Source organism: Vreelandella zhaodongensis (assembly GCF_013415115.1).
GTDB classification, from domain to species: Bacteria; Pseudomonadota; Gammaproteobacteria; order Pseudomonadales; family Halomonadaceae; genus Vreelandella; species Vreelandella zhaodongensis.
This window is the reverse complement of sequence record NZ_JACCDD010000004.1, coordinates 131,735-156,034: the sequence shown is the minus strand read 5'-3', so window position 1 is coordinate 156,034 and position 24,300 is coordinate 131,735. Positions and strand designations below refer to the sequence as shown.

General features: G+C 54.3%; 22 protein-coding genes. 13 read left to right on the top strand and 9 right to left on the bottom strand.

Features of this window, described 5'->3' with window-relative positions; translation table 11 throughout:
* Positions 1-61 precede the first annotated feature (61 nt).
* Positions 62-595: a LysR family transcriptional regulator substrate-binding protein gene (locus tag HZS79_RS08830; protein ID WP_246311442.1), complete on the top strand. Its 534-nt coding sequence runs from the start codon at positions 62-64 to the stop codon at positions 593-595.
* Here HZS79_RS08830 and HZS79_RS08825 read toward each other — a convergent pair whose 3' ends face one another.
* Both HZS79_RS08825 and HZS79_RS08820 read right to left on the bottom strand, forming a co-directional pair.
* A complete protein-coding gene (locus tag HZS79_RS08825) occupies positions 596-895 on the bottom strand; it encodes a type II toxin-antitoxin system RelE/ParE family toxin (RefSeq protein ID WP_179927643.1) in 300 nt (99 codons plus the stop codon).
* On the bottom strand, positions 895-1,143 hold the full coding sequence (locus HZS79_RS08820) for a type II toxin-antitoxin system ParD family antitoxin (RefSeq protein WP_162218123.1): 249 nt from the start codon (positions 1,141-1,143) through the stop codon (positions 895-897). Before HZS79_RS08820 ends, HZS79_RS08825 begins: the two co-directional genes overlap by 1 nt.
* Positions 1,144-2,257: 1,114 nt before the next feature.
* Here HZS79_RS08820 and HZS79_RS08815 point away from each other — a divergent pair.
* Both HZS79_RS08815 and HZS79_RS08810 read left to right on the top strand, forming a co-directional pair.
* Positions 2,258-2,896, top strand: coding sequence for a hypothetical protein (locus tag HZS79_RS08815; RefSeq protein ID WP_179927642.1), 639 nt, complete (start codon positions 2,258-2,260; stop codon positions 2,894-2,896).
* A 326-nt stretch (positions 2,897-3,222) separates the two neighbouring features.
* A complete protein-coding gene (locus HZS79_RS08810; protein WP_179927641.1) occupies positions 3,223-6,378 on the top strand; it encodes an ATP-binding protein in 3,156 nt (1,051 codons plus the stop codon).
* A 16-nt stretch (positions 6,379-6,394) separates the two neighbouring features.
* Here the strand turns inward: HZS79_RS08810 and HZS79_RS08805 are convergent, their stop codons facing one another.
* The gene (locus tag HZS79_RS08805; protein ID WP_246311441.1) at positions 6,395-8,026 is read right to left on the bottom strand and encodes an FAD-dependent oxidoreductase; all 1,632 of its coding nucleotides are present in this window, start codon (positions 8,024-8,026) and stop codon (positions 6,395-6,397) included.
* A gap of 241 nt (positions 8,027-8,267) precedes the next feature.
* On the opposite strand from HZS79_RS08805, the gene HZS79_RS08800 reads away from it, so the two are divergent.
* The 3 genes from HZS79_RS08800 (at position 8,268) to HZS79_RS08790 (ending at position 11,103) form a co-directional block, all read left to right on the top strand.
* Positions 8,268-8,720: a VapA/VapB family virulence-associated protein gene (locus HZS79_RS08800; RefSeq protein ID WP_246311440.1), complete on the top strand. Its 453-nt coding sequence runs from the start codon at positions 8,268-8,270 to the stop codon at positions 8,718-8,720.
* A 304-nt stretch (positions 8,721-9,024) separates the two neighbouring features.
* Positions 9,025-10,224, top strand: a complete 1,200-nt coding sequence (locus HZS79_RS08795; RefSeq protein WP_162219938.1) for a Bcr/CflA family efflux MFS transporter — start codon at positions 9,025-9,027, stop codon at positions 10,222-10,224.
* 78 nt (positions 10,225-10,302) lie between these two features.
* Positions 10,303-11,103, top strand: a complete 801-nt coding sequence (locus tag HZS79_RS08790; protein WP_179927638.1) for a PhzF family phenazine biosynthesis protein — start codon at positions 10,303-10,305, stop codon at positions 11,101-11,103.
* Between the two features lie 132 nt (positions 11,104-11,235).
* On the opposite strand, the gene luxS is transcribed toward HZS79_RS08790, so the two are convergent.
* From luxS to HZS79_RS08770, 4 genes are all read right to left on the bottom strand, one after another.
* Entirely contained in the window at positions 11,236-11,760 is a 525-nt protein-coding gene (luxS, locus tag HZS79_RS08785) for an S-ribosylhomocysteine lyase (RefSeq protein WP_179927637.1), read from the bottom strand.
* 124 nt (positions 11,761-11,884) lie between these two features.
* Entirely contained in the window at positions 11,885-13,906 is a 2,022-nt protein-coding gene (gene thrS / locus HZS79_RS08780; RefSeq protein WP_179927636.1) for a threonine--tRNA ligase, read from the bottom strand.
* Positions 13,907-13,952: 46 nt separating this feature from the next.
* Positions 13,953-15,359, bottom strand: a complete 1,407-nt coding sequence (gene cysS / locus HZS79_RS08775; RefSeq protein WP_179927635.1) for a cysteine--tRNA ligase — start codon at positions 15,357-15,359, stop codon at positions 13,953-13,955.
* Positions 15,360-15,526: 167 nt separating this feature from the next.
* On the bottom strand, positions 15,527-15,970 hold the full coding sequence (locus tag HZS79_RS08770) for a MerR family transcriptional regulator (RefSeq protein WP_179927634.1): 444 nt from the start codon (positions 15,968-15,970) through the stop codon (positions 15,527-15,529).
* Positions 15,971-16,043: 73 nt separating this feature from the next.
* Here HZS79_RS08770 and HZS79_RS08765 point away from each other — a divergent pair, with 73 nt between their 5' ends.
* Complete coding sequence (locus HZS79_RS08765; RefSeq protein ID WP_179927633.1) at positions 16,044-17,072, top strand: SO_0444 family Cu/Zn efflux transporter; 1,029 nt, start codon at positions 16,044-16,046, stop codon at positions 17,070-17,072.
* Between the two features lie 32 nt (positions 17,073-17,104).
* Entirely contained in the window at positions 17,105-17,857 is a 753-nt protein-coding gene (locus HZS79_RS08760) for a potassium channel family protein (RefSeq protein WP_162219945.1), read from the top strand.
* Positions 17,858-17,912: 55 nt separating this feature from the next.
* Here HZS79_RS08760 and HZS79_RS08755 read toward each other — a convergent pair whose 3' ends face one another.
* Entirely contained in the window at positions 17,913-18,653 is a 741-nt protein-coding gene (locus tag HZS79_RS08755; RefSeq protein WP_179927632.1) for a hypothetical protein, read from the bottom strand.
* A 165-nt stretch (positions 18,654-18,818) separates the two neighbouring features.
* Here HZS79_RS08755 and HZS79_RS08750 point away from each other — a divergent pair, with 165 nt between their 5' ends.
* Genes HZS79_RS08750 through HZS79_RS08740 form a run of 3 tightly spaced genes read left to right on the top strand, consistent with a single transcriptional unit; the run spans position 18,819 to position 21,408 of the window.
* Positions 18,819-19,790 (top strand): DUF2157 domain-containing protein, encoded by a 972-nt coding sequence (locus tag HZS79_RS08750; protein WP_162219947.1) that lies wholly within the window; start codon positions 18,819-18,821, stop codon positions 19,788-19,790.
* Complete coding sequence (locus HZS79_RS08745; protein ID WP_179927631.1) at positions 19,787-20,860, top strand: DUF4401 domain-containing protein; 1,074 nt, start codon at positions 19,787-19,789, stop codon at positions 20,858-20,860. Before HZS79_RS08750 ends, HZS79_RS08745 begins: the two co-directional genes overlap by 4 nt.
* Positions 20,857-21,408, top strand: coding sequence for a GDYXXLXY domain-containing protein (locus tag HZS79_RS08740; RefSeq protein ID WP_179927630.1), 552 nt, complete (start codon positions 20,857-20,859; stop codon positions 21,406-21,408). Before HZS79_RS08745 ends, HZS79_RS08740 begins: the two co-directional genes overlap by 4 nt.
* A 9-nt stretch (positions 21,409-21,417) precedes the next feature.
* Here HZS79_RS08740 and HZS79_RS08735 read toward each other — a convergent pair whose 3' ends face one another.
* Positions 21,418-22,329, bottom strand: a complete 912-nt coding sequence (locus HZS79_RS08735) for a LysR family transcriptional regulator (protein ID WP_179927629.1) — start codon at positions 22,327-22,329, stop codon at positions 21,418-21,420.
* Positions 22,330-22,478: 149 nt separating this feature from the next.
* On the opposite strand from HZS79_RS08735, the gene ycaC reads away from it, so the two are divergent.
* Both ycaC and HZS79_RS08725 read left to right on the top strand, forming a co-directional pair.
* Positions 22,479-23,114: an isochorismate family cysteine hydrolase YcaC gene (gene ycaC / locus HZS79_RS08730; protein WP_179927628.1), complete on the top strand. Its 636-nt coding sequence runs from the start codon at positions 22,479-22,481 to the stop codon at positions 23,112-23,114.
* 167 nt (positions 23,115-23,281) lie between these two features.
* Positions 23,282-24,229, top strand: a complete 948-nt coding sequence (locus HZS79_RS08725) for a pirin family protein (protein ID WP_179927627.1) — start codon at positions 23,282-23,284, stop codon at positions 24,227-24,229.
* Positions 24,230-24,300 lie beyond the last annotated feature (71 nt).

Genomic DNA, 24,300 nt, shown 5'->3' with positions numbered 1-24,300 from the left:
ATGTGCAAGCAAATCGATGGATTGGCCTTGACCAGATACCATCAGCCTGGTTCTGGAAGGCATGGAGAAGGAGATAAAGGAGTGGGTGGAAAGCGGCGTGATCAATTTGGGTGTCACAACCGATATCACCCAACTGAACCTCACCTACTGGCGTGAGCACTTTGATTGGCAGTTATTAAAGAGGGATGAGATTGTTGCCGTACTGTCGGCAAGCCATCTCCTCAGCAAACAAGCCAGTGTGACGGTGGCGGAACTGGCGGAACTGGCGGAACTGGCGGAACTGGCGGAGCACCCGCTTGTTATGTCGTCAGGCGGATGTGAGGCGCTGATCCAGCAGATATTTAACCACTCGTTGGAGGAGGTTGATACATTCCAGATGGACTTCTGGGTACGCGACACCCGTACGCTATTGCAGATGGTCGCTGGCGATGTCGGTGTTAGCTTGGTTCCTACCTTGGCGTTAAGCAATAAGCCAACGGCTAACGTAGTGACGCGGCCGCTATCACCAAGGCGCGACTGGAACCTGATTGTCTTTTGGCCTAAACGACAGCCGCTTAATCCCGTGGGTAAGCAGTTCTTGAAGGAGTGTTGGTGATCAATCAGGCAGAAAATATGAAACGATATCCATCTCTTTGTGAGGAATGCCAATGATATCAATACATTCCTGGCCGATTAGATAAAAGATAACGTGCTGGCCCTGAGGGTAGCTGTAATAACCCTCGCTAACATCCGAGCGGTGCTTTCCCTGCTGGGGATTTTCTGCGAGCCAGTGAAACCGTTTTTCAAAATTCTTCAAATAGGTATTTCGTTGGTTCTTGCCCCATTGCCACTCCGTATAGCGGCCGATATTTTTTAAATCGTCTCTTGCTCTCGGCGTGATATGGAAAGTGGGCATCAAGCCTCGCTATCCAAGTCGTTGATTAGGGCATCCATCGAAAAATCATCCACGAATTCACCTGCTCTCGCTTGCTCTGCACCTTGGGCTAAGTGAGTGCGAAGCGCTTCAAGTTTGCTTTTGCGCTCTTCCATTGCACGTAACGCATCACGCACAACCTCACTGGCGGAGCCGTAGCGGCCGCTGGCGACCTCGTTTCTGATAAAGACTTCCCAGTGCTCCCCTAAGCTAAGACTGGTCGTAGCCATGATTCTCTTCCTATATTCAAAAGTAACAAATATGAATATAGGTACGGTTGGCAAGGTTAGCAAGAGAGGTAATCTCTGTCTGGCAGGCTTGCTGTTCATTTTTACACTGTGTGTTAGCCCATGAGCCGAATATAAACCATAATCGGCTCATTATATGATCTGAATAGGAGTGGTAGTCGGCTCATGTACCTCTGGGAGCAGCAATATTGACCGCTTTTGGCGTAGAGAGTACACAAGCCACTATGCTATGACTTGATGCTCTATGTCATTGCCATGGAATACAACGGGTTGATGGCTTTTCAGGTGTCAGCCTATAGTGACAAGGAGTGGTCATGTCTGAACAACATCTAGGTGGGCGCTGCTGAATCCGCACCTAATCGATCTTGATCAGCCTTATTGCAGCTATTGCCGTATCACAAGGCTATCAAGTCGACGGCTCCGTTTGGGACGAATAACGCCGATGGTCATCTTAAAGTAGCGTATATTTCACTCTTTTAGCGCTCATGATTTGAGTATCATGAGCCCCTAAAGACCAGTGAAATTTAAACTATAGAAAACGTTGTTGTTTTTGTAATGTGTTTATTATAGTGTTTGTTTTTATAATATTAGTTTAATTTAATAAAATATCGATTTTATTTGAAAATGTTTGATGATTAGCGTTTTGGCGATTTATTCCCCTGTCATCGCTGAGAAAAAACTAAAGTGGAGAATCATACCGTCGGATAGAAAGGCGGTGATAAGTTGGCTGATCTGTCAACTTGTCTTATTTTTTGTTATTTATTTTAAAAAATCAAGGTGTTAGGTATTTTTTGCATTGATTTTAATACAATAGATAACGCAATGCTTGGTGCTCTAGTATGGATTTAAAATATCGAAAAACTCAGTGGCTAATTTATTTTTGCCAAAAAAAGCAGCTGCTTAGTTAACTTTTTAAGCGATGTTTTAGGGTGTTTGCTTCCTGATTAGTTACACAGGTATCATTTTTACGTCAAATATCTTGCGCTAATTATTATTGTGATCTAATTTGATTTAGCTGATGTGTTTGGGGCTGCACACGGAGTAAATCACTCAGCACGCGATAACGCATAACTCAAATAAAGGAAATAAAATAACAATGGCAACGCAGATTATTTTTACAGTGGATCTTGATTCTTTTGTGGTCGAGGGTGGAAGTTTTGATCAGCCTAGTGCGGTGGGGCATCCTAAGATGCTTGTCAGTAAGGATAAGGCTACCTCGACCTCTCACGACGGCGATTATCATGTGCCTGTTCAGGTGGAAGAACAGGTCCAGGTCTGGCTGGAGGATGTAAGTCGGCGTCCAAGCGTCATTATTGCACCGGTTCGGTTCATCGCGCACTCGTGGCAAGGTGAAGATGGTGTTATTAAGACCTTTGTGACTGGTACGCCGTCCGATCCAGCAACACAAATCAATGTGCTCGGAAATGATACACCGCTCGCTCTGCCCTCATTCATGGAGGAGCACGCCGAGGCGTATGGGTTCGATTACGATACCGATACGCAGCCCAAGTGGTCCGACGATACTGAGCCGTTCTTGGAGTACTGGAAGAGTGGGGGAGTGATGGCGGGAAAGGATGGCGTCCCCAAGAGTCCGCGTATCCACACCCCCTACGTGACATTAGCCATCGGGGATTCTGTTGGGCTCCTGAATTACGGGATCGAGTTCGCGGTGTATGTGAACGGAAAGTCTAAGGGATACTTCTGGTTCGATCCGTACATCAACGTCCTCGCCTGATTTTTACACAGAACAGCATTGATGATGATGCGTTGAGAAGGAGGCCTTGGCCTCCTTTTTTACGTGCCAGGGATGCTGCGGCAGTGTCTACAGAATGCCGATTATTGCCGGTCGTCGCCTTGTTTTAACGGCTCCGGTGGCTGTACTGCGCAAGAAAAAATCGTGATAGAAGCAAGCCGTTGCTTGCTGACGCTAGCAGTAGCGATGCCGAATGGTTTTTAGAGCCATCTAATGCTAAAACACTAGAGCCTGTTGACGTTTCAGCGTGAGCCGCGCTGCTAAGTCAAAGGGGCTTTTTTCTGTGCGCTCAGTAAAGGAAGCCAATCATGATTGCTCCCCACGATGGGCGCTTGCGGCTGGATCGCCAGCGCTTGAAGCAGCACCGCAAGCGGCTTGGTTTGAGTCAGGAGGCGCTGGCCGAGTACTGCTTCGACCAGCGCCTATGCGTCTCTATTGCTTCCATCAAGCGGGCCGAGAGCGGACGGGCGGTGCTTTATCGTACTGCTCGCCATTTGGCTGAGATCTACGGCGTTGAGGTCGAAGCGCTGTCGGCGGATGCGAAAGAGGTTGCTGTGTCTGTCGCTGATAGCGAGGAGATGGAAAGCGCTCGCATCCTGATCCAGCTGCATGCCGTTACGGCTGACCAGTCGACTCTAGCGACCTGGGTGCAGCATTTCGGCGGCAGCCTAGCGGAAGGGGGGACGGCCCTGTTTGGGCTGCCCCGGGCTTACCGTAGCGATGCCCAGCGGGGCCTATTGTGCGCTGCTACTCTGGTGGAACAGGGGGTGGCCAAAGGCGTATATCTCCAGGCTGGTCAATGGCCGTCCGCTACGCCCCCTTCGATAGCGGAGGCGCTTAGCGGTGTTTGGGTTGAGCGTGGGGTGGCGGTGCAGTTGGCGGAGCGCTTTATCTTCGATGATGAAGGCGGGGATTGGCTGCGCTACTGTCATCCCAGAGACGAATCTCAAGAGGCCCGCTTTGAACTGGTGGGGCGACGGGTGCAGTTGGGGCAGCTGCAGGCCATTTTAGAGAGTACCCGTGACTATCAGGCTGGCCACCTGATCTATATTCGCGGCGTGGCAGGCATCGGCAAGACGCGCCTAAGCGCCGAGTTTGCCGAGATGGCGGCGGCGCATGCCGATCATCATCAGGCCGAGGTGTTGGACTTCGGCACGCGTGCCGATGAAGGTCCGTTGATGCAGCTGACTCGTTCGCTGCTTCAAACGTCCGATGAGACGAAAGGTGAAACGATAGACGACGCACACCTGCTCGCTCGCCTTTCGGCGCTGCGCTTGCCCGTGGATCATGCCATGCTGCTGCGCCCGTTGCTGGGGCTGGCTCAGCCAGAGGATGCGCAGCGTCTCTATGCGGCCATGACCCCGGAGACCCGCAGCCAGCGTTTGGTACTGGCACTGCGCGATATTCTCCTGGCGCGGTCGATTCATCGCCCACAATTGCTGGTGGTGGAAGACCTTCACTGGGCCGATGAGGCGCTGTTGGGAACCTTGACTGGGCTACTCCAGGAGACCCTGGAAGCGCCGGTGATCTGGCTGTTTACCTCACGCTTAGAGCAGGATCCGCTAGAGACCCGGCTGAGGCCACAGTTGCCTGAGTCGCCGCTAACCCTGATCGAAATTCCGCCATTGCGCCCCCAAGAGGCCGAAGCTCTGGTGGCCAGCTTCGCAGCGGTACCCGCCGAGCAAGCCACCCGCCTTGTCACCCAGGCTCAGGGCAATCCGCTGTTTCTGACTCAGCTGTTGCTGTTTCATCCCCACTGCAGCTTGCCAGCCAGCCTCGCTAATCTGGTACAGACCAAACTGGATCAGCTCACCGATTTGGATCGTCGGGCCATGTGCGTCGCCGCCGTTATGGGGCAGCGCTTCTCACTAGCATTGCTGCAGGAAGTGTTGGGGCAGGCCGATTATCGACCTGAACTCCCCCAGCGCTACAGTTTGGTACGCCCGCTGGAAGAGGGCAGTTATCGCTTTGTGCATGACCTGATTCTGCAGGGCATCTACGAAGGGATTCCCAAAATACAGCGCGACCGCTTGCATCTCCGGCTGGCCGAGCTCTATGGTGAAACGGAGCCGGGGCTGCGTGCACGCCATCTTCACCGCGCGCGTTCCCTGGAAGCACCGAACGCGTTCCTGCAGGCGGTGGCGGCGGAAATGCTCCGTTATCGGCATGAGGAAGCCCTGGCGCTGCTGAAACAATGCCGAGCTATCGATTATGCGCCGAAGGATGAGTACCGATTGGTGCTGCTGCAAGGCCAAGTAGCGATGGCAACCGGGCGTATCCAGGCGGCTCGCGAGCACTTCGAGGCGGCGCGCACGTTCGCCCGAGAGGAGTGTCAGCGCATTACCGCTGACCTTTGGCTCGCCCGGGTGCTGAACATGCTCGATGCCCTAGAGGCAGAAGAAGCGATACTCGATGGGCTACTGCCCCTGGCCGAGACGCTAAAGGACCCTTTACCCCTGGCCGAAGTGCTCTATCTCAAGGGTAATCTCTATTTTCCCCGGGGCGATTTTGCCACCAGCCGGGCCTATCACACTCGGGCATTGGAGCAGGCCCGGTTGGGTGGCGATGCGCATACCGAAATCCAAGCCCTGAGCGGACTGGGCGACGCGCACTATGCCGAGGGGCAGATGCGCAGCACCTACGAGCTTTTTGACCACTGTGTAACACTCTGCCGAACCCACGGCCACGCTGACCTAGAGGCCTCGAATCTGTTTATGCTGGGTACGGCTCGGCTCTATGCCAACGAGACCGAGGCGGCATTGGCCGACTGTTTCGATGCTGCCGAGCTGGGCAAGCGAGTGGGCAATCGGCGGGCTGAAGTGGTAGCTCGGCTAACGGCGGGCTGGGTGTTGATTTCCCAGGACAATCCCGATGCGGCCGACGAGCAGGTCACACAGGCGCTGGCAGTGGCTCGCGGCCTGGGATCAGGGCGCTTTGAGGCCTTTCTGCTGGAGAGCCGTGCCCGTATCGAGCTGATCACTGGACGACTGACCGAGGCGCGAGCCAGTATCGAGCGTGCCTGGCAATTGGTGGAGCAGCACAGCCTGACGGCCTTTATTGGCCCTTGGGTGCTTGGCACTCGGGCGTTGTTGGAAGAGGATTCCGAGGCTCGCTTGGCAACGCTGCAACAGGGGGAAGCGCTGCTGGATGCTGGCTGCGTGGGGCATAACGGCTACCGTTTTTTGGTCGCGGCGGCGGAGGTTAGCTTGCTTGACCGTCGTCCCTCCGCAGCCCGCCACTATGCCCAGCGCTTGACCCAGCTGATGGCAGCGGAGCCCTGTGCCTGGGGCGAGCACCACTGCGCCCTGATCGAAGCTCACGCCGGTTGGTTGGAAAGCGGCCAGAAGCGCGGTGAGAAGAGCAGTGTGGAGGGCGCCCTGGAAGCCTTACGAGAGTGCTGGCACCAGGGCGAAGCGGCTGGCCTGCTGATGACGATGCCTTGTCTGGCTGCCAGCCGTTACTAGTCGCCGCGCGTTATCTTTACGTTGATCCGGTATCTCCCAGTAGCAAGGCGATGAGATGCTCCGACTGTTCCAGGCACTGCTCTTGTAGGCCTGCGCCGCGTGTCCAGCCACCAGCAAACAGCAACGGGCAGACGTTCTGGTTTCCCTCGAAACGTCCTTGGGCAGTGGTTCGGTTATAGCGCTCGATTTCCGCTTGAGCTTCCAGGCAGTTGGCATCCAGCACATTGTGCTTGAACAGAGTCCAGGCTTTGGCTTCTAGAGCGCTGCCCAGTGGCGGCAAGCGGTCTCGGTAGCCAGCTTCGTTTGGCTCGCTGGCGATGGCGTCGTTCAGGGGTGAAGGGCGCCGCTCAAGCATCTCGCGGCGGGGAATCTTGTTGAGATCATCTACCAGAGAGACGAAGTACTGCGGCAGGCCTGCCTGATTGTAATCACTGTTCTCTGCATCGTTCTGGTGGCGGTTGGCGACATAGTCGATACGGTAGGGGAAGAAGGTGTCTTCAAGGTTCCGTACTTCGATATTGTAGGTGCGCCATAAGTTGCGATTGGGTGGCAAGCGGGCAGCAGCGGTGTGACAGACGCTGAAGCTGCGGGTGTAGCGCACCTTGCCAAGAATATGCTGAAGGCCTTGCTGGATCTCAGTCAGGCCGTCGCCAAAGGTCAGCATCGGCAGCGCATCTTCAGCATGGGTGGCCATGAGGAGAAGGTCTGCCTGCCAGCGGCGTTCGCCTGAGGCGGTACGCTCGGTCAGCGTTGCGCCCTGGGGCGAGAGCCTTGCCTCTACGTCGATGCCGCGCAGAATTTTGACGCTTGGGCCCTGAGTCTTGGGGTTGGCGATATAAGCGGCCAAAGCCTCAAGCCAGTGCTGGGAGCCATGCTCGAAGTAACGGCGGTCCGGGGGCGAGCCACCTTCCTGAATACGGTAATACTCGAAGGGGGCTTGGAGTGGCATACCGCCCGGGCCGCGATCGTCGGCGAAATACATGGCCGATATGCGTGGGTAGTAGATGGTGTGGCGGATTCGCTCCAGCCGAGCTGGTAGCGCCGGATCCTGCCAGTCGATGGTGATTTTCAAATGATCCGCTGCGGCTGCCAGCATCTCGACGGGCGTGGCGACACAGCTGTCGAAGAAGTCATCCACCGTATAGCGGGGCGTAATGCGTCCGCTCTCTACTAGGTCGATGGCGCTTTGGTGCACCACGGTGATTAACGGTGCTAGCTTGCCCCCTTCGGCCTGATTTAGCTCGTGAGCGGGGTCGCTGACACCGCGGGCCAAGTCGCTATCATCGGTCAGGGCTATCGCTCCGTCACGGCTGAAGTAGCTCTCAGTATTCTCTAGCGGCTTCATGCGCTCTAGTTCTCCGATCTCGCTGAGCACCGTGCGCAGGCGGTGATAGGTAGCCAAGTTGACATCATTGACCCCCAGGTCGGCCCAGCGTCGATAGGGCGACTCGGGCTTGCCCGGTTGCCGCTGATTGCCTAGGTCGACCCATACGGTTTCGGCGTTGCCACCAAGTGTCGCTTTGCGCTCGAATAGGGTGATTTCTATCTGCTGGGCTGCTTTGCCGCCGAGTTTCTGCAGGTAGTAGGCCAGTGATAGGCCAGAAACGCCGCCGCCAATAATGGCAACCCGAAGCGTTGAAGTGTCCATCGTTATTCTCCTTGTGCAGTTGTTTGCTCCAGGGTCTTCCAGGAGCGCGCTGCTGCCAAGGGCGCGAGAGAAGCTGATACCGAAGTGATCCGTAGTACTTCGTGTGGCCATTACTAGCGATGTTGGTGATACCGAGCTGATGCTGTGATTACGCGGTATCTCAGCTGAAATGCTTAGGGCAGGTAAGCCGCGGTCGATGACCGGCCGCCGATTTCACAACATCCGCATGAGGTATCTAACCATGAATGCTCCTCAAACTAATGTTCCTCAAACCATTGATAAAAAACTGATCGCCCACGACTTTCGTGTTGCCATGCATGAAAAGCTCGAACCTGAGCAGATCGATGACGTCGCTGACGCTTTGATGGCTTCCACGAAGGCTTATCCTGCCACTGGTAACGTGGCTAGTTTGATCTTCTATCTCAAGTTCCAGGTCAGCATCACCGATGGCAAGACCTTTGATGGACATGCTGGAGGCGCTTCCTCTCCTGGCGGTGGTGCCCTTTTTGGAGATGTCTATACCGATGATCTCGAACGGCTCTATCGCGATACGGTGAGTTTCGAATTTCAGGGCACGCCAGTTTACCTGAGCATCCTGTTCTTCGATTGTCACAGCAAGCTATTGGGTCACTTCCAGGCGGGTGCCGTCTCCACCGTTATCGGCGTTGGCGGTGGTAAAGGCAGCTGGAGCTGAGCATTAGCCGTATGCTGATTCTAAACCTGGGGGCGCCTCGGCGTTCCCGGGTAACCGCGAGCAAGTGTGTCAGTCATGCTCTTAATTCATTCCTCGCCACTCATTCCTCTTCCCCCATTTCCCTTCATCTATACTTTTCCAGCTATACTTTTCCTATCCCTGTGGCTTGTCTATGAGTCGAATATGAACTCTATTCGGCTCGCTAAGTGGTGTCCCCCGCTTGCTATTCGATTGCCTTGATAGCACCAGTTGGTATCATATCGTCGATGTTGTCCATCATTATGCCCTTTTACCGCGAGCTACTATGGCCCAATCTAAAACGCCTTTCATTGTGGTGCTGAGCCTGGCATTGACCATGATGCTGGGCCCGTTTTCCATGGATACTTACCTGCCAGCCTTTCCGGTTATCGGCGAATCGCTGGGGGTTTCTCAGCAGGCGGTATCGCTGAGCGTTTCAGTATATGTACTCGCGATGGCGTTTGGTCAGTTAATCGGCGGTGCGCTTTCAGACCGCTTCGGGCGCCAGCGGGTGTTGATGAGCGGCCTGGCGATTTTTGCCCTCTCAAGCATTGTCATTGGCATGGCGGATTCCTTGAACACGCTGCTCTGGGGGCGCGCAGTTCAGGCCCTTGGCGCCGGCTGTACCTTGGTATCTGTGCCGGCGCTGGTTCGTGACCGGGTGTCGGGCCGCGAAGCTGCGAAACTGTTTTCAATGATGGGCTTGATCATGGTGCTGGCGCCAGGGATTGCTCCGAGCGTAGGCAGCGCGATTCTTTTGTTAGGTTCCTGGCACACTATCTTTTTCGCCCTGGCGGCATACGCGTTGCTGCTGGTGCCATTGTTGGCGCGGGTGCTCTTTACCGGTGCAGGCAAGGTATCGCGAGTGAAAAGTCCTAAGATGAGCCTGCTGGCGCGTTATAAGCTGGTTCTGTCGACAAAACCGGCCCTGCCGTTCATCGTTTGGCAGGCGGCCTCTTTTTCTACCCTGATGATGTTCATCACCTATGCGTCATTTATTTATCAGGGGCATTTCAGCCAGTCCCCTTCGGCGTTTTCGATGCTGTTTGCGGCGAATATCGTCGCGATGCTTATTTTCAACATTCTCAATCGAATACTGCTTTCCAGGTTGCCGTCGCTGCGTATCCTGCAGCTGGCAACGGCCTGCCAGGGAGTCGGTATACTATTGCTGGTGATGGCTACCTTCATGGAGTGGCCGCTTTACGTTTTCCTGCCCGCGATGATGCTGACCATTGGCTCGATAGGGGCGATTTCGCCGAATATTCAGGTCTGCTTTTTGGAGTTCTTTCCCACCAGTGGCGGGACGGCCGCAGCGCTTCTGGGCGCAGCCCAGTTCGGTGTCGCTGGGCTGCTGAGCGCATTGTCCACCATGTTGCCGCATACGCTTGAAGCCGTCATTCTTGCCATGGCCGCCTGTGGCTCGGTGGCGTATCTGATGCTTGCCCGCTCTATCACCAAAGGGCGTGCCACTGTTGAGGCGCCCTAGGTCAGGCGTCGCGCCCTTGCCAAACGCCTCGTGTTATCCAAAACATAATGACCATGACGTTAGAAAAGGCTGGCTGTAATGAATATAGATCTTTACCAAGTCGATGCGTTTGCCTCTAAACCGTTTGAAGGTAACCCTGCGGCGGTTTGTCCGTTGGAAACGTGGCTAGATGATGGGTTATTGCAGGCGATAGCCACAGAGAACAACCTCTCTGAAACCGCCTTTTTTGTGCCGACTGAATCTGGCTATCAGCTGCGCTGGTTTACCCCTGCGGTAGAAGTGGATTTGTGTGGTCATGCCACGCTGGCGGCGGCGTGGGTGATTTTTAATATGCTGGGCGATAGTGCTGAACTGCTGCAGTTCGAGACCCGCAGCGGCCAGCTTTTAGTGCAGCGTGACGGCGATGAACTGGCAATGGATTTTCCCGCAAAGGTCGTCGAACCCTTCACGATGGAAGCTGAGGTAAAGGCAGCGCTAGGGATTAACGAGATCGAAGAACTGCTGATATCTGACGATATCGTGGTGGTGGTTAACGATGCGCAGTTGATTGAATCGCTAACGCCGGATATGCAGCAATTGAAGCGCCTTCCAGGCCGCGGCATTGTCGTTACTGCGAAAGGCCGCGATGTAGACGTTGTCTCCCGCTGGTTCGGCCCCAAAGTAGGTGTGGAAGAAGACCCTGTTACTGGCTCGGCGCATACCTCGCTTGCGCCTTATTGGGCGAAACGGTTGGGTAAGCAGAAGCTTACCGCACGCCAGGGTGGTGCCCGCAAAGGTGCGCTGAGCTGCGAGATAGAAGGCGACCGCGTCATTATCAAAGGCCGCGTTACGCCTTACTTGAAAGGGGTGATTACGCTGCCTAACACACTGACAAACTGATCCACCACTGAAATGAAATAGTGGCGGTCAGTTTGCCATGACACGACGGAGTAACGTGGTTTTAGCAATAGCTGCCGCTTACTATCAATTTGGTGAGCGGCTTCTGAAAAAATGCTGATGGCCCTGAGTAACTCACTTCACATCGTTACCTAAGGCTTTTAGTTGCTCGGGGCTAAGGGCGATGTCGTCGTTTTTGTTTACCCCAATACCTTGCTCAATGATGCTCTGTGCAATCTGTTTGGCTTCTTCTAAAGAGTGCATAATGAAGGTGCCGCACTGGTACTCATTGAGCTCGGGAATCTCGTCCATTCGATTTACCGCGAGTACATCGCGCATAGCAGCCAGCCAGGCATTGCCGACACTCTCTTCGCTTGGGCTTCCCAACAAGCTCATATAAAACCCGGTACGGCAGCCCATCGGTGAAATATCAATAATTTCGACCTCTGCGCTATTTAAGTGGTTGCGCATAAATCCGGCAAATAAGTGCTCTAGGGTGTGAATGCCTTTTTCACCCATCATGTCTTCATTGGGCTTGTTGAAGCGCAAATCGAACACGGTAATGGTATCACCGGAAGGCGAGTTCATCGTTTTGGCAACACGCACTGCCGGGGCATTCATAATCGTGTGGTCAACGGTAAAACTATCAAGTAAAGGCATGTTGTCTCCTAGCTGAGTCGCTCGGTTGTTAAATTGGTCAACGTAGAGCCTGCATCATAGCCTAGAGTAATAGGGTCTTTCCCTTCAATACTGAATAGCCGTGTAATGAGGTCGTCGGTAGTGGTCATGCCGGAGTCCCTACTGCGGATGTTGGCGCGCGCAGGCGCTCAAGGCGACTCGCTTGCTCGCGGCGCTGGGCATCAAGATCGGGGGCGCGGCTGTGCTCTGCCAATAGAGCGATCGCCTCATCCACTGGCAATGTGCCGAGATCGCTGCCGTCACGATGACGTACGGTTACCTTGCCCTCTGCCGCCTCTCGGCCACCGACGATGAGCAGAAAAGGAATCCGCTGTAGGGTTTGCTCGCGGATCTTGTAACCGATCTTCTCATTGCGTACGTCTGCACCAGCACGCAGCCCTGTACCACACAGCGCTTCAGCCAGGGTGTTGGCATAGTCGGCCTGGGCGTCGGTAATCGACATCACGACGGCTTGCTGGGGTGCCAGCCAAGCGGGTAGTTTGCCCGCATGGTGCTCAATGAGAATGCCGATAAAGCGTTCTAACGAGCCAAACAGTGCGCGGTGTAGCAGTACTGGGCGTTGGCGCTTGCCGTGTTCATCAATGTAATCGAGCCCGAAGCGCTCAGGTAGGTTCATATCCACCTGTAGGGTGCCGCACTGCCAATCGCGGCCGATGGCATCGCGTAGTACGAACTCAAGTTTTGGTCCGTAGAACGCGCCTTCGCCAGGATTGAGCTCGTAGTCTAGGCGCATGGTTTCTAGCGCTGCTGTTAGCGCACCTTCAAGCTGGTCCCATACGGCCTCGCTGCCCATACGGTTCTCTGGCCGGGTGGAGAGTTTAAGGCGCACATCCTCAAAGCCGAACTCGCGATATATATCGAGCACTAGCGTCACCACGCGGCGGCACTCGTCATTCATCTGCTCGGGGGTACAGTAAATATGGGCATCATCTTGGGTAAAGTGGCGCACGCGTAGTAGGCCGTGTAGCGCACCAGAGGGCTCATAGCGGTGCACCTTGCCGAACTCTCCCATGCGGATGGGGAGGTCGCGGTAGCTTTTTAGGCCATGGCGAAAAAGTAGCACGCTGCCAGGGCAGTTCATGGGCTTGAGCGCCAGTGAGCGGCCGTCTTCGGTCTGGGTGGTGAACATGTGCTCTTGGTAGTTCTGCCAGTGGCCGGAGGTTTCCCACAGCCCGCGGTCCATCATGTCGGGTGTGTTCACTTCTATATAACCGCTGTTTTGCTGGCGGCGGCGCATATAGGCGATCAGCGTTTGAAGCACTGTCCAGCCGTGGGGGTGCCAGAATACTGCGCCGGGGGCTTCTTCTTGGAAGTGGAATAAGCCGAGCTGGCGACCTAAACGGCGATGGTCGCGTTTTTCGGCTTCCTCCAGGCGCTTAAGGTGAGACTTAAGTGCCTTGCGGTCGGCCCAGGCGGTGCCATAAACACGTTGTAATTGGGCGTTGCGGGCATCACCTCGCCAGTAGGCGCCAGAGAGCTTGGTCAGTCGGAAGTGTTTCAGAAAGCGGGTGTTGGGTACGTGGGGGCCGCGACACATGTCCACATACTCCTGATGGAAATAGAGCCCAAGACTCGCTTCGTCAGGCAGTTCTTCGATCAGCCGCTGTTTGTAGCTTTCACCACGCTCGCGGAAGAGGCGTAGCGCTTCGTCTCGGGGTACCCGTCGTTTAACGACGTCGTACTCTTGGGCAATTAGCGCTTTCATGCGTGTTTCGATGGCATCCATATCCTCTGGCGTGAAAGGGCGCTCAAAGGAAATATCGTAATAGAAGCCGTCATCGATGACCGGGCCAATCACCATCTCGGCGTTCGGGTAGAGCTGCTTAACGGCGTGCCCGACTAAGTGGGCGCAGGAGTGGCGGATGATCTCCAGCCCTTCGGTGTCACTAGGCGTGATGACCTCTACCCGTGCATCACCTGTGATGGGATCGCAGGTATCCACCAGCTGGCCGTTTACTCGGCCAGCCAGCGCCTGGCGGGCAAGGCCAGGGCCTATAGTGGCAGCGATTTCGGCCACGCAGGTCGGTGATGTCAGTGTTAGCGCCCGCTGATCCGGTAGGGTGATAGTAAGCGGCTCGCCGGTGGTAGTGAAGGGCGTGTCGGTCATGACATGATTCTCGTAGTGGATAACGTTTTAGGCACAGACAGAGACATTAGGGGTTGTCTGCATGCAAGACTGTGTCGCGGGGGAGTGGCTGCCAGCGAGGACCTTCGGGCGTGTCGCGAACCTCGGCGCCGAGTTCGAGCAGTTCGTCGCGCAGTGCATCAGCGCGGGCAAAGTCACGCTGTTGCCGGGCACTTTCACGCTTGGCAACCAGTGCTTCGATACGCACGACCGGCAGGTCTGAGCACTCCGGTATCAGTGCTTCCAGAGCCTTTGTAGGCGTTTGCTGCAGTAGACCAAGCAGCTTGGCCGAGGCCAACACACACCCTTTGGCATAAGTGCGTTCGCCATCGCTTTTAGCGGTTTTTAATTCATCAACTAACTGTTGCAGACGCGCTAGCGCTTTAGCTACGTTGAGGTCATGGCGCAGCGCTTCGAGCAACGCTGGGTCGGGTTGGATGCCGTCAGCCACAGCGAGCTCTTCTACTTCGGCGAGGGTTTGGTAGTAGTGGGTGAGGGTTCGTCGTGCCCGAGCTAAGCGTTCGGCATTCCAGTCCAGCGGGCGGCGGTAGTGGGTAGCGAACAGCGCCAGACGAATGGCCTCGCCGGGTGCCTGGGCAAGCAGGTCGCGCACCAACAGTACGTTACCGAGGGACTTGGACATTTTCTGACCATCCACGGTAACAAAGCTGTTATGCACCCAGGTATGGCAGTAGCGGGCACCGTGGGCACAGGTACCTTGAGCGATCTCATTTTCATGATGGGGGAAAATCAGATCCTGCCCACCTCCATGTATGTCGATGGTGTAACCCAAGTGCTTGCCAATCATGGCGGTGCACTCCACGTGCCAACCTGGCCTGCCGCGACCCCAGGGGCTTTGCCAGCCTGGCTGCTCGGAAGAAGAGGGCTTCCACAGCACGAAGTCCAGTGGGTTGCGTTTGTAAGGGGCGACTTCTACTCGGGCGCCTGCGAGCATATCGCTTGGTTGGCGGCGGGATAATTCACCGTACTCGGAGTAAGAGGGGACGTGGAACAGCACATGACCTTCAGCTTCGTAGGCATTCCCACGCTCGATCAGTGTTGCGATAAGCTCGATGATGTCGGGTATGTGATCCGTTACGCGCGGTTCCAGGTCGGGCGGCAATACGCCCAGTTCCTGCATATCTTCGTGGTAGGCTGCGATAAAGCGTTCTGTGATCGTGCTGATGGGCACGCTTGCTGCCGCTGCTGCAGCATTAATTTTGTCGTCTACGTCAGTGAAGTTGCGCGCGTAAACCACACTTGAATAGTCATGGCGTAGCACCCGTGACAGCAGGTCAAACACCACCGCTGGGCGCGCGTTGCCAATATGCGCATAGTTGTAGACGGTGGGGCCACAGACATAGAGTGTTACGCGATCTGGCAGTTCGGTGTGCAGTGGCTCACGGCGGCGCGTCAGGGTGTTGAAGAGTTGCATCTTGTTCCTATGGTGTCGTGCTTGGCTAGCTGGCTCGTTCATCTTTTGATTATGTTATAACATAACATAATATTCACGCCGACAAGCAACCTCCTAGGCGAGTTTCTTGACGTGACATAGTCGTCGCCGACGGGGGCACGACAATGGATGCTACCGAGAGCTGCCGCTTACGCCTTCACGTCGCCACAACCTCGCTCGCTGCAGGTGGGCTGGTGGTCATAAAGCGTTTTAATAATGCGGCAGTTGGCCGCTTTGCCGCCGCGGCATTGGTGAACCACTTGGCGCAGTTCGCCTGCCAGTGCTTGTAAGGCAGCGATGCGTTCTTCTATATGTTGTAGATGGCGGCTGGCAATGTCATCAGCGGCGGTGCAGTCGGTATCTGGGTTGTCAGAAAGTGCTAACAGCTCTTGAATGCTGTGCAGGTCTAGCCCCAGGCTGCGGCCATGGCGAATAAAGCCAATGCGTTCCAGCGCCGCCTGATCGTAAAACCGATAGCCTTGCTCACCCCGCTGCGGCGGGGTCAGTAACCCTAGCTTTTCATAGTGGCGAATGCTTTCCGGTGAGCATCCGGTTCGGGTGGCAACTTCTCCAATACGATAGTGGCGCTTCATCGGCTTGACCTTGTAACGATTACAGGGTTTAGGCTAGTCGTTACTCTGTTGGTTAACAAGCAGGTAACCGGTGATGAAGCTGATTAATGAGCTGTTGAGTATTGCGCTAAGTGCCGCGCCTTGGTTAATGCTGGGGTTGGTGATTGCGGGGTTAATTAAGGCGTTAATGCCGGAGTCTTTGCTGCAGCGCTGGATGGGCGGGCGGGGAGTAGGAAGTATTACGCGGGCAGCGGTGATTGGTATGCCGCTGCCGCTGTGTTCCTGCGGGGCGATTCCCACTGCGCTGGCGCTGCATCGTGGTGGGGCGGGTCGTGGGCCAACCACGTCTTTTCTGATCAGCACCCCCGGCGTCGGGGTGGATTCCATGCTGATCACCAGTGTGCTACTAGGCCCATTAATGGCGCTGGCGCGAGTGCTGGGAGCGTTGGTAACCGCGATAGTGACAGGCATCTTAGTGGGCTTTACTGGCCAAACGGCACTGCCGAAAAGCCCCCCTGCTAGCAGTTGCTGTGCATCAAAAGGCTGTGGCGATGGCAACGCTAACGCACATGCCACTGAGTCAACAGGGGTAATCGCAGGATTGAAGTATGCCTTTAGTGATTTATTGGATGACATTAGCCGTTGGATGTTTGCCGGTTTATTACTAGCGGGTGTATTGGTGACTTTCGTGTCGCCAGAAGCTCTAGTGGGATTTTCAGGTGGTTTATTGGCGCTACTGCTCATGGCTGTCATTGGTATTCCTCTGTATATCTGTGCTACCGCAGCTACCCCGGTGGCTGCTGGTTTACTATTGGCGGGCATTTCACCGGGGATGGCGTTAGTCTTTCTACTTGCTGGCCCTGTGACGAGCCTGGCAACTTTGGCCATTCTGCGTCGGGAGTTTGGCAGCCAAGCATTGGCGGTTTATCTGGGTAGCATTCTGCTGGTGACGGTGTTGATAGGCTGGGTGCTTGACCAAGGGCTGGCAATGACGGGATGGGATCCTGTTCAACAGGCGAGCCAGGTTCAGGAACTGTTGCCCGCGTCTGTTGAATGGCTGGCTTTAGGCGTATTGGTACTGTTTTCTATTCGCCCTATGCGTAGGCGGCTGCTAGGGTTTTAGGTCGCTGTACCCACTAATAAGTTTTTTTAAAAATGAACATAAACAGAGCTGAATTATACCGAGAGCTAGCCTTAGAGACGCACCTGCGTCAGGGGCTTTCGACCATTAATAGAGTTATCTGCGTGCTAATTTTGCTGGCATCGCTTGTGGCTATTTTGGAAACGGAGCCAATGCTGCGGGCGCTTTCACCACGCCTTTTTCCTACGTTAGAAACCGTGTTTGTGGTGATCTTTATCGGTGAGTATTTATTGCGCCTGTATGTTGTCGGTGAAGACCCTCGTTATCGCGGGGTAAGAGGCCGGTTGCGCTATGTGTTTTCGTTTTGGGCCTTGGTGGATTTACTGGCGATTTTGCCTTATTTCCTTGGCGCGATGGTTCAAAACAATGGCTTTTTACTACGCCTGTTGCGTTTGGGGTTAATGCTGCGGCTAACCCGTTTAGGTAGATTCAGCCAAGCTTGGGTAGCGCTGGCAGAGGCGCTGAAGTCTCGTTCTCATGAGCTGTGGTTGAGTGCGGGTCTGGCGATGTTATTGCTGCTACTTTCTTCTTTCTGCCTTTATTTGGCGGAGGCATCAGCCCAACCTGATGCGTTTGGCAGCGTGCCACGTGTGCTGTGGTGGAGTGTTACTACACTGACGACGGTGGGATATGGCGATATGGTTCCTATCACTGGGTTAGGCAAATTTTTTGCGGGCTTAACGGCAGTGGCGGGCATCGGAATCATCGCGATGCCCACAGGGATTTTAGCGGCAGCATTAAGTGATGCGTTCCAGAAAAAGCGTTAGCACTCAAGTTTAGCCGCAGTGCTAACTAGGACGTCATGTTACTGAACACGTGATACTAAAACATCCAGGTGGCGCCGATCAGGGGGCCACTCATTGACACATCAATGCGGGTGCCGTTTTTGTCGCGGTCGATTGCCAAGTGCCGAAAGCCTGCTGACAGGTGAAGCGCATCACTTACCTGGTAATTTGCGGTGGCAACAGCTTGCCAAGTGCTACTGGCACCTATGCCGAAACCGCCGCTATCAACATGCACTAACGTTGACCACTTAGGTGTCCACGTTGAACGTAGTCGAGCGGCTAAGAGTGGGTCTACCCAGCGCTCAGTGTGACTGGCGCTAGCACCTAAGGCAGGCACACTCACATCGGCTTCTATCCGCCAAGCGCGTGCGCCTGCTAATAAATCTAGGCGCTGGGTTGGTGAGCGGAGCACTTGGTAGCCAGCAGATGCGGTTAGTGAGCGTTGGCGTAGGTTACCTTCTACCGCAACGCCGGGCATCAGCGTACCGTCATGGCTAAGTGATGCCCAGGTCATATCTCCAAACAACACCCAGCGGTCTTTACGGGCGCTGCCGGCCATAAACAGCGCACCTTCCAGATCACTCAATACATCACTAAAAGAGCGCGAGGTACTGATCGTTGGGGAGTTGGCGAGTGGTCGCACGTCACCAGCTAGGCCAGTCATCCACACATAGGGGGTTAGCTGGAAACGCCAAGAGTCGTCTTGCGCGTGGGTATTGGCGGCAAAGCCTGCGGCTAAGAAGCCAACTGAGGCAATAAGTAAGCGGGCGTTGGGCATCGTCATTATCCTTATGGGGGTATCTTCATATTAGCCATAATGTATCACTGGTGTCTCTGGCCCTGGGGGCAGAGAGAGGATGCGGAGCGGTAAGGGCACCACCTTTATTTTTGAGTTCAGGTGCCTGAGAGGCAATAATTTAACAATACTCAAAAAGGAACTTCCATGGCCACCAAGCGCCGTAAACTCATGTCGTTAATTGAGCAGGGGGTGATACCCCCTGAGCATGTGTCGTTAGCGGTTAAGGCGGCTGGGTTGCATCCGCCGCCCCGTGCTTGGGCGCTGTTGATTGACCGGTTGTTGCTGTGGCTGGGTGGCTTGGCACTAGCCTGCGCAGTGCTATTTTTTGTAGCTTTCAATTGGTCGGACATGGGCCGCCTGCCACGCTTTGCGTTAGTGCAAGCCGCTCTGGTGTTGGCGGCGGGCATTGCGGTGTGGGGCAGCGCTAGCGTATTGCTTTTTCGAGTGGCGCTAACCGTGGCGTTTCTGTTGGTGGGGGTACTGTTGGGGCTGGTTGGTCAGGTATACCAAACCGGCGCTGATCCGTGGCAGCTGTTCTTCATTTGGGCGCTGCTCGCACTGCCTTGGGTGTGGGTAGCGCGCTTTGATGCCTTGTGGGTGTTGTGGGTTGGGCTTTTGAATTTGGCAGTATGGCTCTACATAAGCACCTGGGGTGGTATCTTTGGCAGTGTGTTTATCACCAGTGATGCTGGCTTGTGGGGAATTGTATTCATCAATATTGCTGCGCAGATTGTGTGGGAGTGGGGCGCACAGCGGCGAGGATGGCCAGGACGCTGGGCGATTTGTCTGTTGGCACTTGGGGGTGGTGTGCCAATGACGCTGCTGATGATGGGATGGATAGCCGGGGAAGGCCAAGGGGGCGAGCCGATTATGGTGATGTACCCGTTGTGGCTGGCTGCGCTGTATGGCGTTTACCGCCACTGGCGGCTTGATTTGTTTATGCTGGCGGGTGGCTGTGTTTCGGCAATTACGGTGACGACATTACTGCTTGTTCGTTATGTGTTTTGGGAAACCTGGCATGCTGAGAGTCTGCTGATAGTTGCGGGTGCTGTCTTCGCTATGGGGGCGTTATCGGTGGCATGGCTAAAACGATTAAATGCAAAGGTAGCGTCATGAATCGCCCCGTTGATGCATTCAAACAGCGGCTAGCCCAAGCGGGAGTTGTGCTCAACGAGCCTTCATCAACGGCGCCGTTGGAATCACCTTGGTTTGTGCGGGCACTGCAGGCGTTTTCTGGCTGGTTGGCGGCGCTATTTTTGTTGGGCTTTATCGCAATGGGCGTGATTTTTGTGGCCGAGAGCGCAGTGGCTTCCCTAGTGGTAGGGGGCATTTTGATAGGGGGGGCGTTTGCTCTGCTACGCACAACGCAAAGCGATGTGCTTGAACACATGGCACTGGTGTTTAGCTTGGCAGGGCAGCTGCTAGTGGCTTGGGCAGTGGTAGAAATGTTGTCGGGTGTCACTTACTTATGGTGGGCATTACTTGGCCTACAGTGCGTGTTGGCACTGATAATGCCCAGCCAAGTGCATCGCAGTTTTTCTGCTTTTTTGGCAAGTCTGGCGCTCTATATGGCGCTAGCTAGCAATGAGCTTGAGCAGGTGGCTATTGGGCTGGTGCTGTTGGCGCTTACGTTGCTCTGGCTGAATGAATATCGCTGGCCTGAGCGTATAAAAATGGTTCAGGCGTGGTGCGCTGGTTTGTTAGTGGGCTTGCTATTGTTTCAGGGGGTTGTGCTTTCAGGAGAGTCCTCTTGGGTTAGTCATCACTCGCCCGTTGTGTGGTTGGGGCCATGGGCTGCTAGCTGGCTGAGTGCTCTGCTGGAGGCGCTGGCGCTGCTATATGTCATTCATACGGTACTACACCAGCACTCTCAGCCTGCCATGGGGGAGCGCTTGGCTATTTATGGCGCGATCGCTGCCGTAGCGGTGGTATCCGTTTATGTGCCGGGGCTTGGCGCGGGAATTACGGTGTTGTTGCTGGGATTCGCCATTAGTCATCGGAAGCTTATGGCGAGCGGTATTTTACTTCTATTGCTTGCGGTGAGCAGTTATTACTACTGGCTGGATGTCACGCTGTTAATCAAGGCGTTACTACTGTTCGTGATGGGCAGTTCGCTGCTGGCACTACGTTGGGTGTTGCGGCGGTGGTTAAGGTCGCTCAAACCTGCGGAAAGGAGTGACCAATGAGGGCTAATACGAAGCGAAACCGCTGGGTAGTCATTGCCGCTGCGTTTCTTGTACTGGCGGTGGTTAATTGGGCCATTTGGCAGAAAGAGCACCATTTAGCCGATGGTGAGATCGTTTATTTGGAGCTCGCGCCAGTTGACCCGCGTTCATTAATACAGGGCGATTACATGGCACTGAGCTTCGCACTGGCTGACCGAATTCGCATGCAGCGTGCGATTGATCGACACGCGGCGGAAGCAACGGGTAGCAATGCCATACAAGCGGTAGCCAACGGAAGCGTGGTGGTTCGTTTGGATGAATTCTCCATTGCCCACTTTCAGCGCCTGGATGATGGCCGCTCGCTGGACGACGACGAGAGGCGCTTACGCTACCGGTTACGCAATGGGAACGTGCGCTTTGCTACGGATGCATTTTTCTTTCAGGAAGGCCACGCCGAGCGTTTTGAGCCCGCCCGCTATGGTCAGTTTCGAGTCAATGACCATGGCGAGCTACTGCTAGTAGCGCTATACGATGAGTCGCTAAACCGCCTGGGGGATATGGAGAGATGATGCCTTGCATCAGTGTTCAATACGCATTGCCGCATAGCGCTCGGCTAAGAAATCAAGCAGCGCCCTTACTGCGGGAAGTAAACCTCGGCGGGAGGGATAAACAGCGTGGATGACTTCTCTGCGTGGTGCCCATTCAGGTAATACTTGCACCAGCTTATTTGAGGTCAACGAATCGCCTAGCATTAAACTTGGGAGTTGCACCACACCAACGCTTGCCAGTGCTGCTCTATAAAGCGCGGTCATATCGGTGGTAATAAATCGTGGCGAGTGTTGGATTCGGCATTCTTCATCGTCACGCTGTAGATGCCATACGTGCGCTTCCTCAGGTCTTGCTCTGCTTAAACTAGGCATTTTGCAAAGGTCGTCAGGTGTTGATGGCATACCGTGCTGTTCAATAAGTGTTGGGCTTGCCACTAAGCACTGCCCGCGATCCGACAATACCTTCAAAACAAGCTCGCTGTCTTCCAAAGGAAAGGGACGGGCGCGGAGCGCAATATCAAAGCCTTCAACAAACGGGTCAATACGGCGGTTAGTGCCCTCCAAATGTACCTGGACATCTGGGTAGAGCGCCATAAAATCCGCCAGCATTGCGCTAACGTGAAAGCTCAATAGCCCAGTGGGGCAACTTATACGGATAGTGCCACAGGGGACTTGTTTGGTTTCTTCGATGAACTGCTGGGCCGCTTCAGCTTCCACAAGCATGGCTTTGCAGTGCTGGTAGTAGCGTTGGCCAACATCGGTGAGCGTGAGGTGGCGAGTCGAGCGGTGCATTAGCCGCACGTTAAGCTGATTCTCTAACGCCCCTACCCGCCTGCTTAACTTAGATTTGGCAATACCCAACGCACGGCCCGCCGGAGAAAAACCTCCGTGGTCGACTACTTTTACAAAATAATAAAGGTCATTCAGGTTAGGAGCTGCCATGTGCGTTCTCCCTATGCAACGCTGTGTCTTAATTTCTCATCTAATCATCAAGTAAGCGAAATACTACACTCTATATGTCATGTGGAAGCACATGTTAGAACTTCATTTTTCCAAAGCTCAATCAGTCTAATAGATAAAAGGAGTGCGTCATGGCTAACCCCTATGTTCGTCTCGATAAAGATAATGCTGCTGTTCTTTTAGTAGATCATCAAACTGGGCTGTTGTCCTTGGTTCGTGATATTGATCCTGACCGGTTCAAAAATAATGTACTGGCGCTTGCGGACTTGGCTAAGTACTTTGGGCTGCCAACGATTCTTACAACGAGCTTTGAAAATGGGCCTAATGGACCACTGGTGCCTGAGTTAAAAGAGATGTTTCCAGATGCGCCTTACATCGCACGTCCCGGACAAATTAATGCCTGGGATAACGAGGACTTCGTGAAGGCTGTAAAAGCTACCGGCAAGAAACAACTAATTATTGCTGGGGTGGTGACAGAAGTGTGTGTGGCTTTCCCAACACTTTCCGCACTTGAAGAAGAATTTGATGTGTTTGTCATCACTGATGCATCAGGTACCTTCAATGAACTCACCCGTGATGCTGCTTGGGATCGCATGAGCCGTGCAGGCGCGCAATTGATGACATGGTTTGGAACAGCCTGTGAGCTACATCGCGACTGGCGAAACGATATCGAAGGCCTGGGAGCACTCTTCTCAAATCATATCCCTGACTATCGTAACTTAATGAATAGCTACAGTACTCTGACAAAGCCCTCTGACAAGAAGTAAGCCGTTTTTTTGACCGGAAGTGAGTGAGCTTCCGGTTTTTTAATACTGATGAGTTATCAATTTAAGGCAAGTTATTGGCTAATCAATTACTTTGTAAAAACAAACGATCGATGACGCCATTGCGGTGATTTTCAACCCAATTGTCCATTATTGATGGAGAAATTCCTATGAGTTGGATGCCCGATATTGAGCCCAAATGTCCTTCTGCAGGCAATCTACACGATATTGAAACACTGATCGTACCTCGTGCACACGACCTGGGTGGCTTTGAGGTACGGCGTGCGCTTCCCGCGCCCAAGCGCCAAATGGTTGGCCCCTTCATTTTTTTCGATCAGATGGGACCCGCTGAGTTTCTTAGTGAAGATGGTATCGATGTTCGTCCTCATCCCCATATTGGACTTGCCACGGTCACATACTTGTACCAGGGAGAGTTCCAGCACCGTGACAGCCTAGGAACTAATCAGATGATCTATCCTGGGGCCGTCAATTGGATGGTTGCTGGCAATGGCGTGACCCACTCCGAACGCACTAGCCCTTCTACACGTCAGAATAAGCACTCCCTGTTTGGTATCCAGACGTGGGTGGCACTGCCTGAGGCTCATGAAGATAAGCCTGCCAGTTTTGAGCATCATGGCGAAGAAACACTGCCGATGCTTAAAGGCGAGGGCAAGGATGTACGCTTGATTCTGGGAACTGCCTGGGGCGAGCGGTCGCCAGTACAGACCTTTTCGGAAATGTTCTATGCGGATGCGGTGCTCCAACCAGGCGCTAAGCTTCCTTTGCCTGATGGCCATGAAGATAGGGGCATCTATGTGACGTCGGGTAGCGTTAGCATTGCGGGGGATTCCTTCGATGCGGGACGAATGATGGTGTTCCGTCCTGGTGACCCTATTACCGTAACAGCGGGCGAAACCGGAGCTAGGCTGATGCTGCTGGGTGGAGAAACGCTCAATGGGCCACGCTATATCTCCTGGAACTTCGTTGCATCTTCTCGGGAAAAATTAGAGGCTGCTAAGCAGGCGTGGATGGAAGGTGACTTCGAGCATGGGCGGTTTCAATTGCCGCCGGGGGACGATGCCGAGTTTATTCCCTTTCCTAGCCAGCATCGCAATTAATTCGCAACGAAAAAGGGCTGGCTGTCTAAGCCAGCCTAGTAGTTACTTTAATAGTAGTTACTTCAACAGAA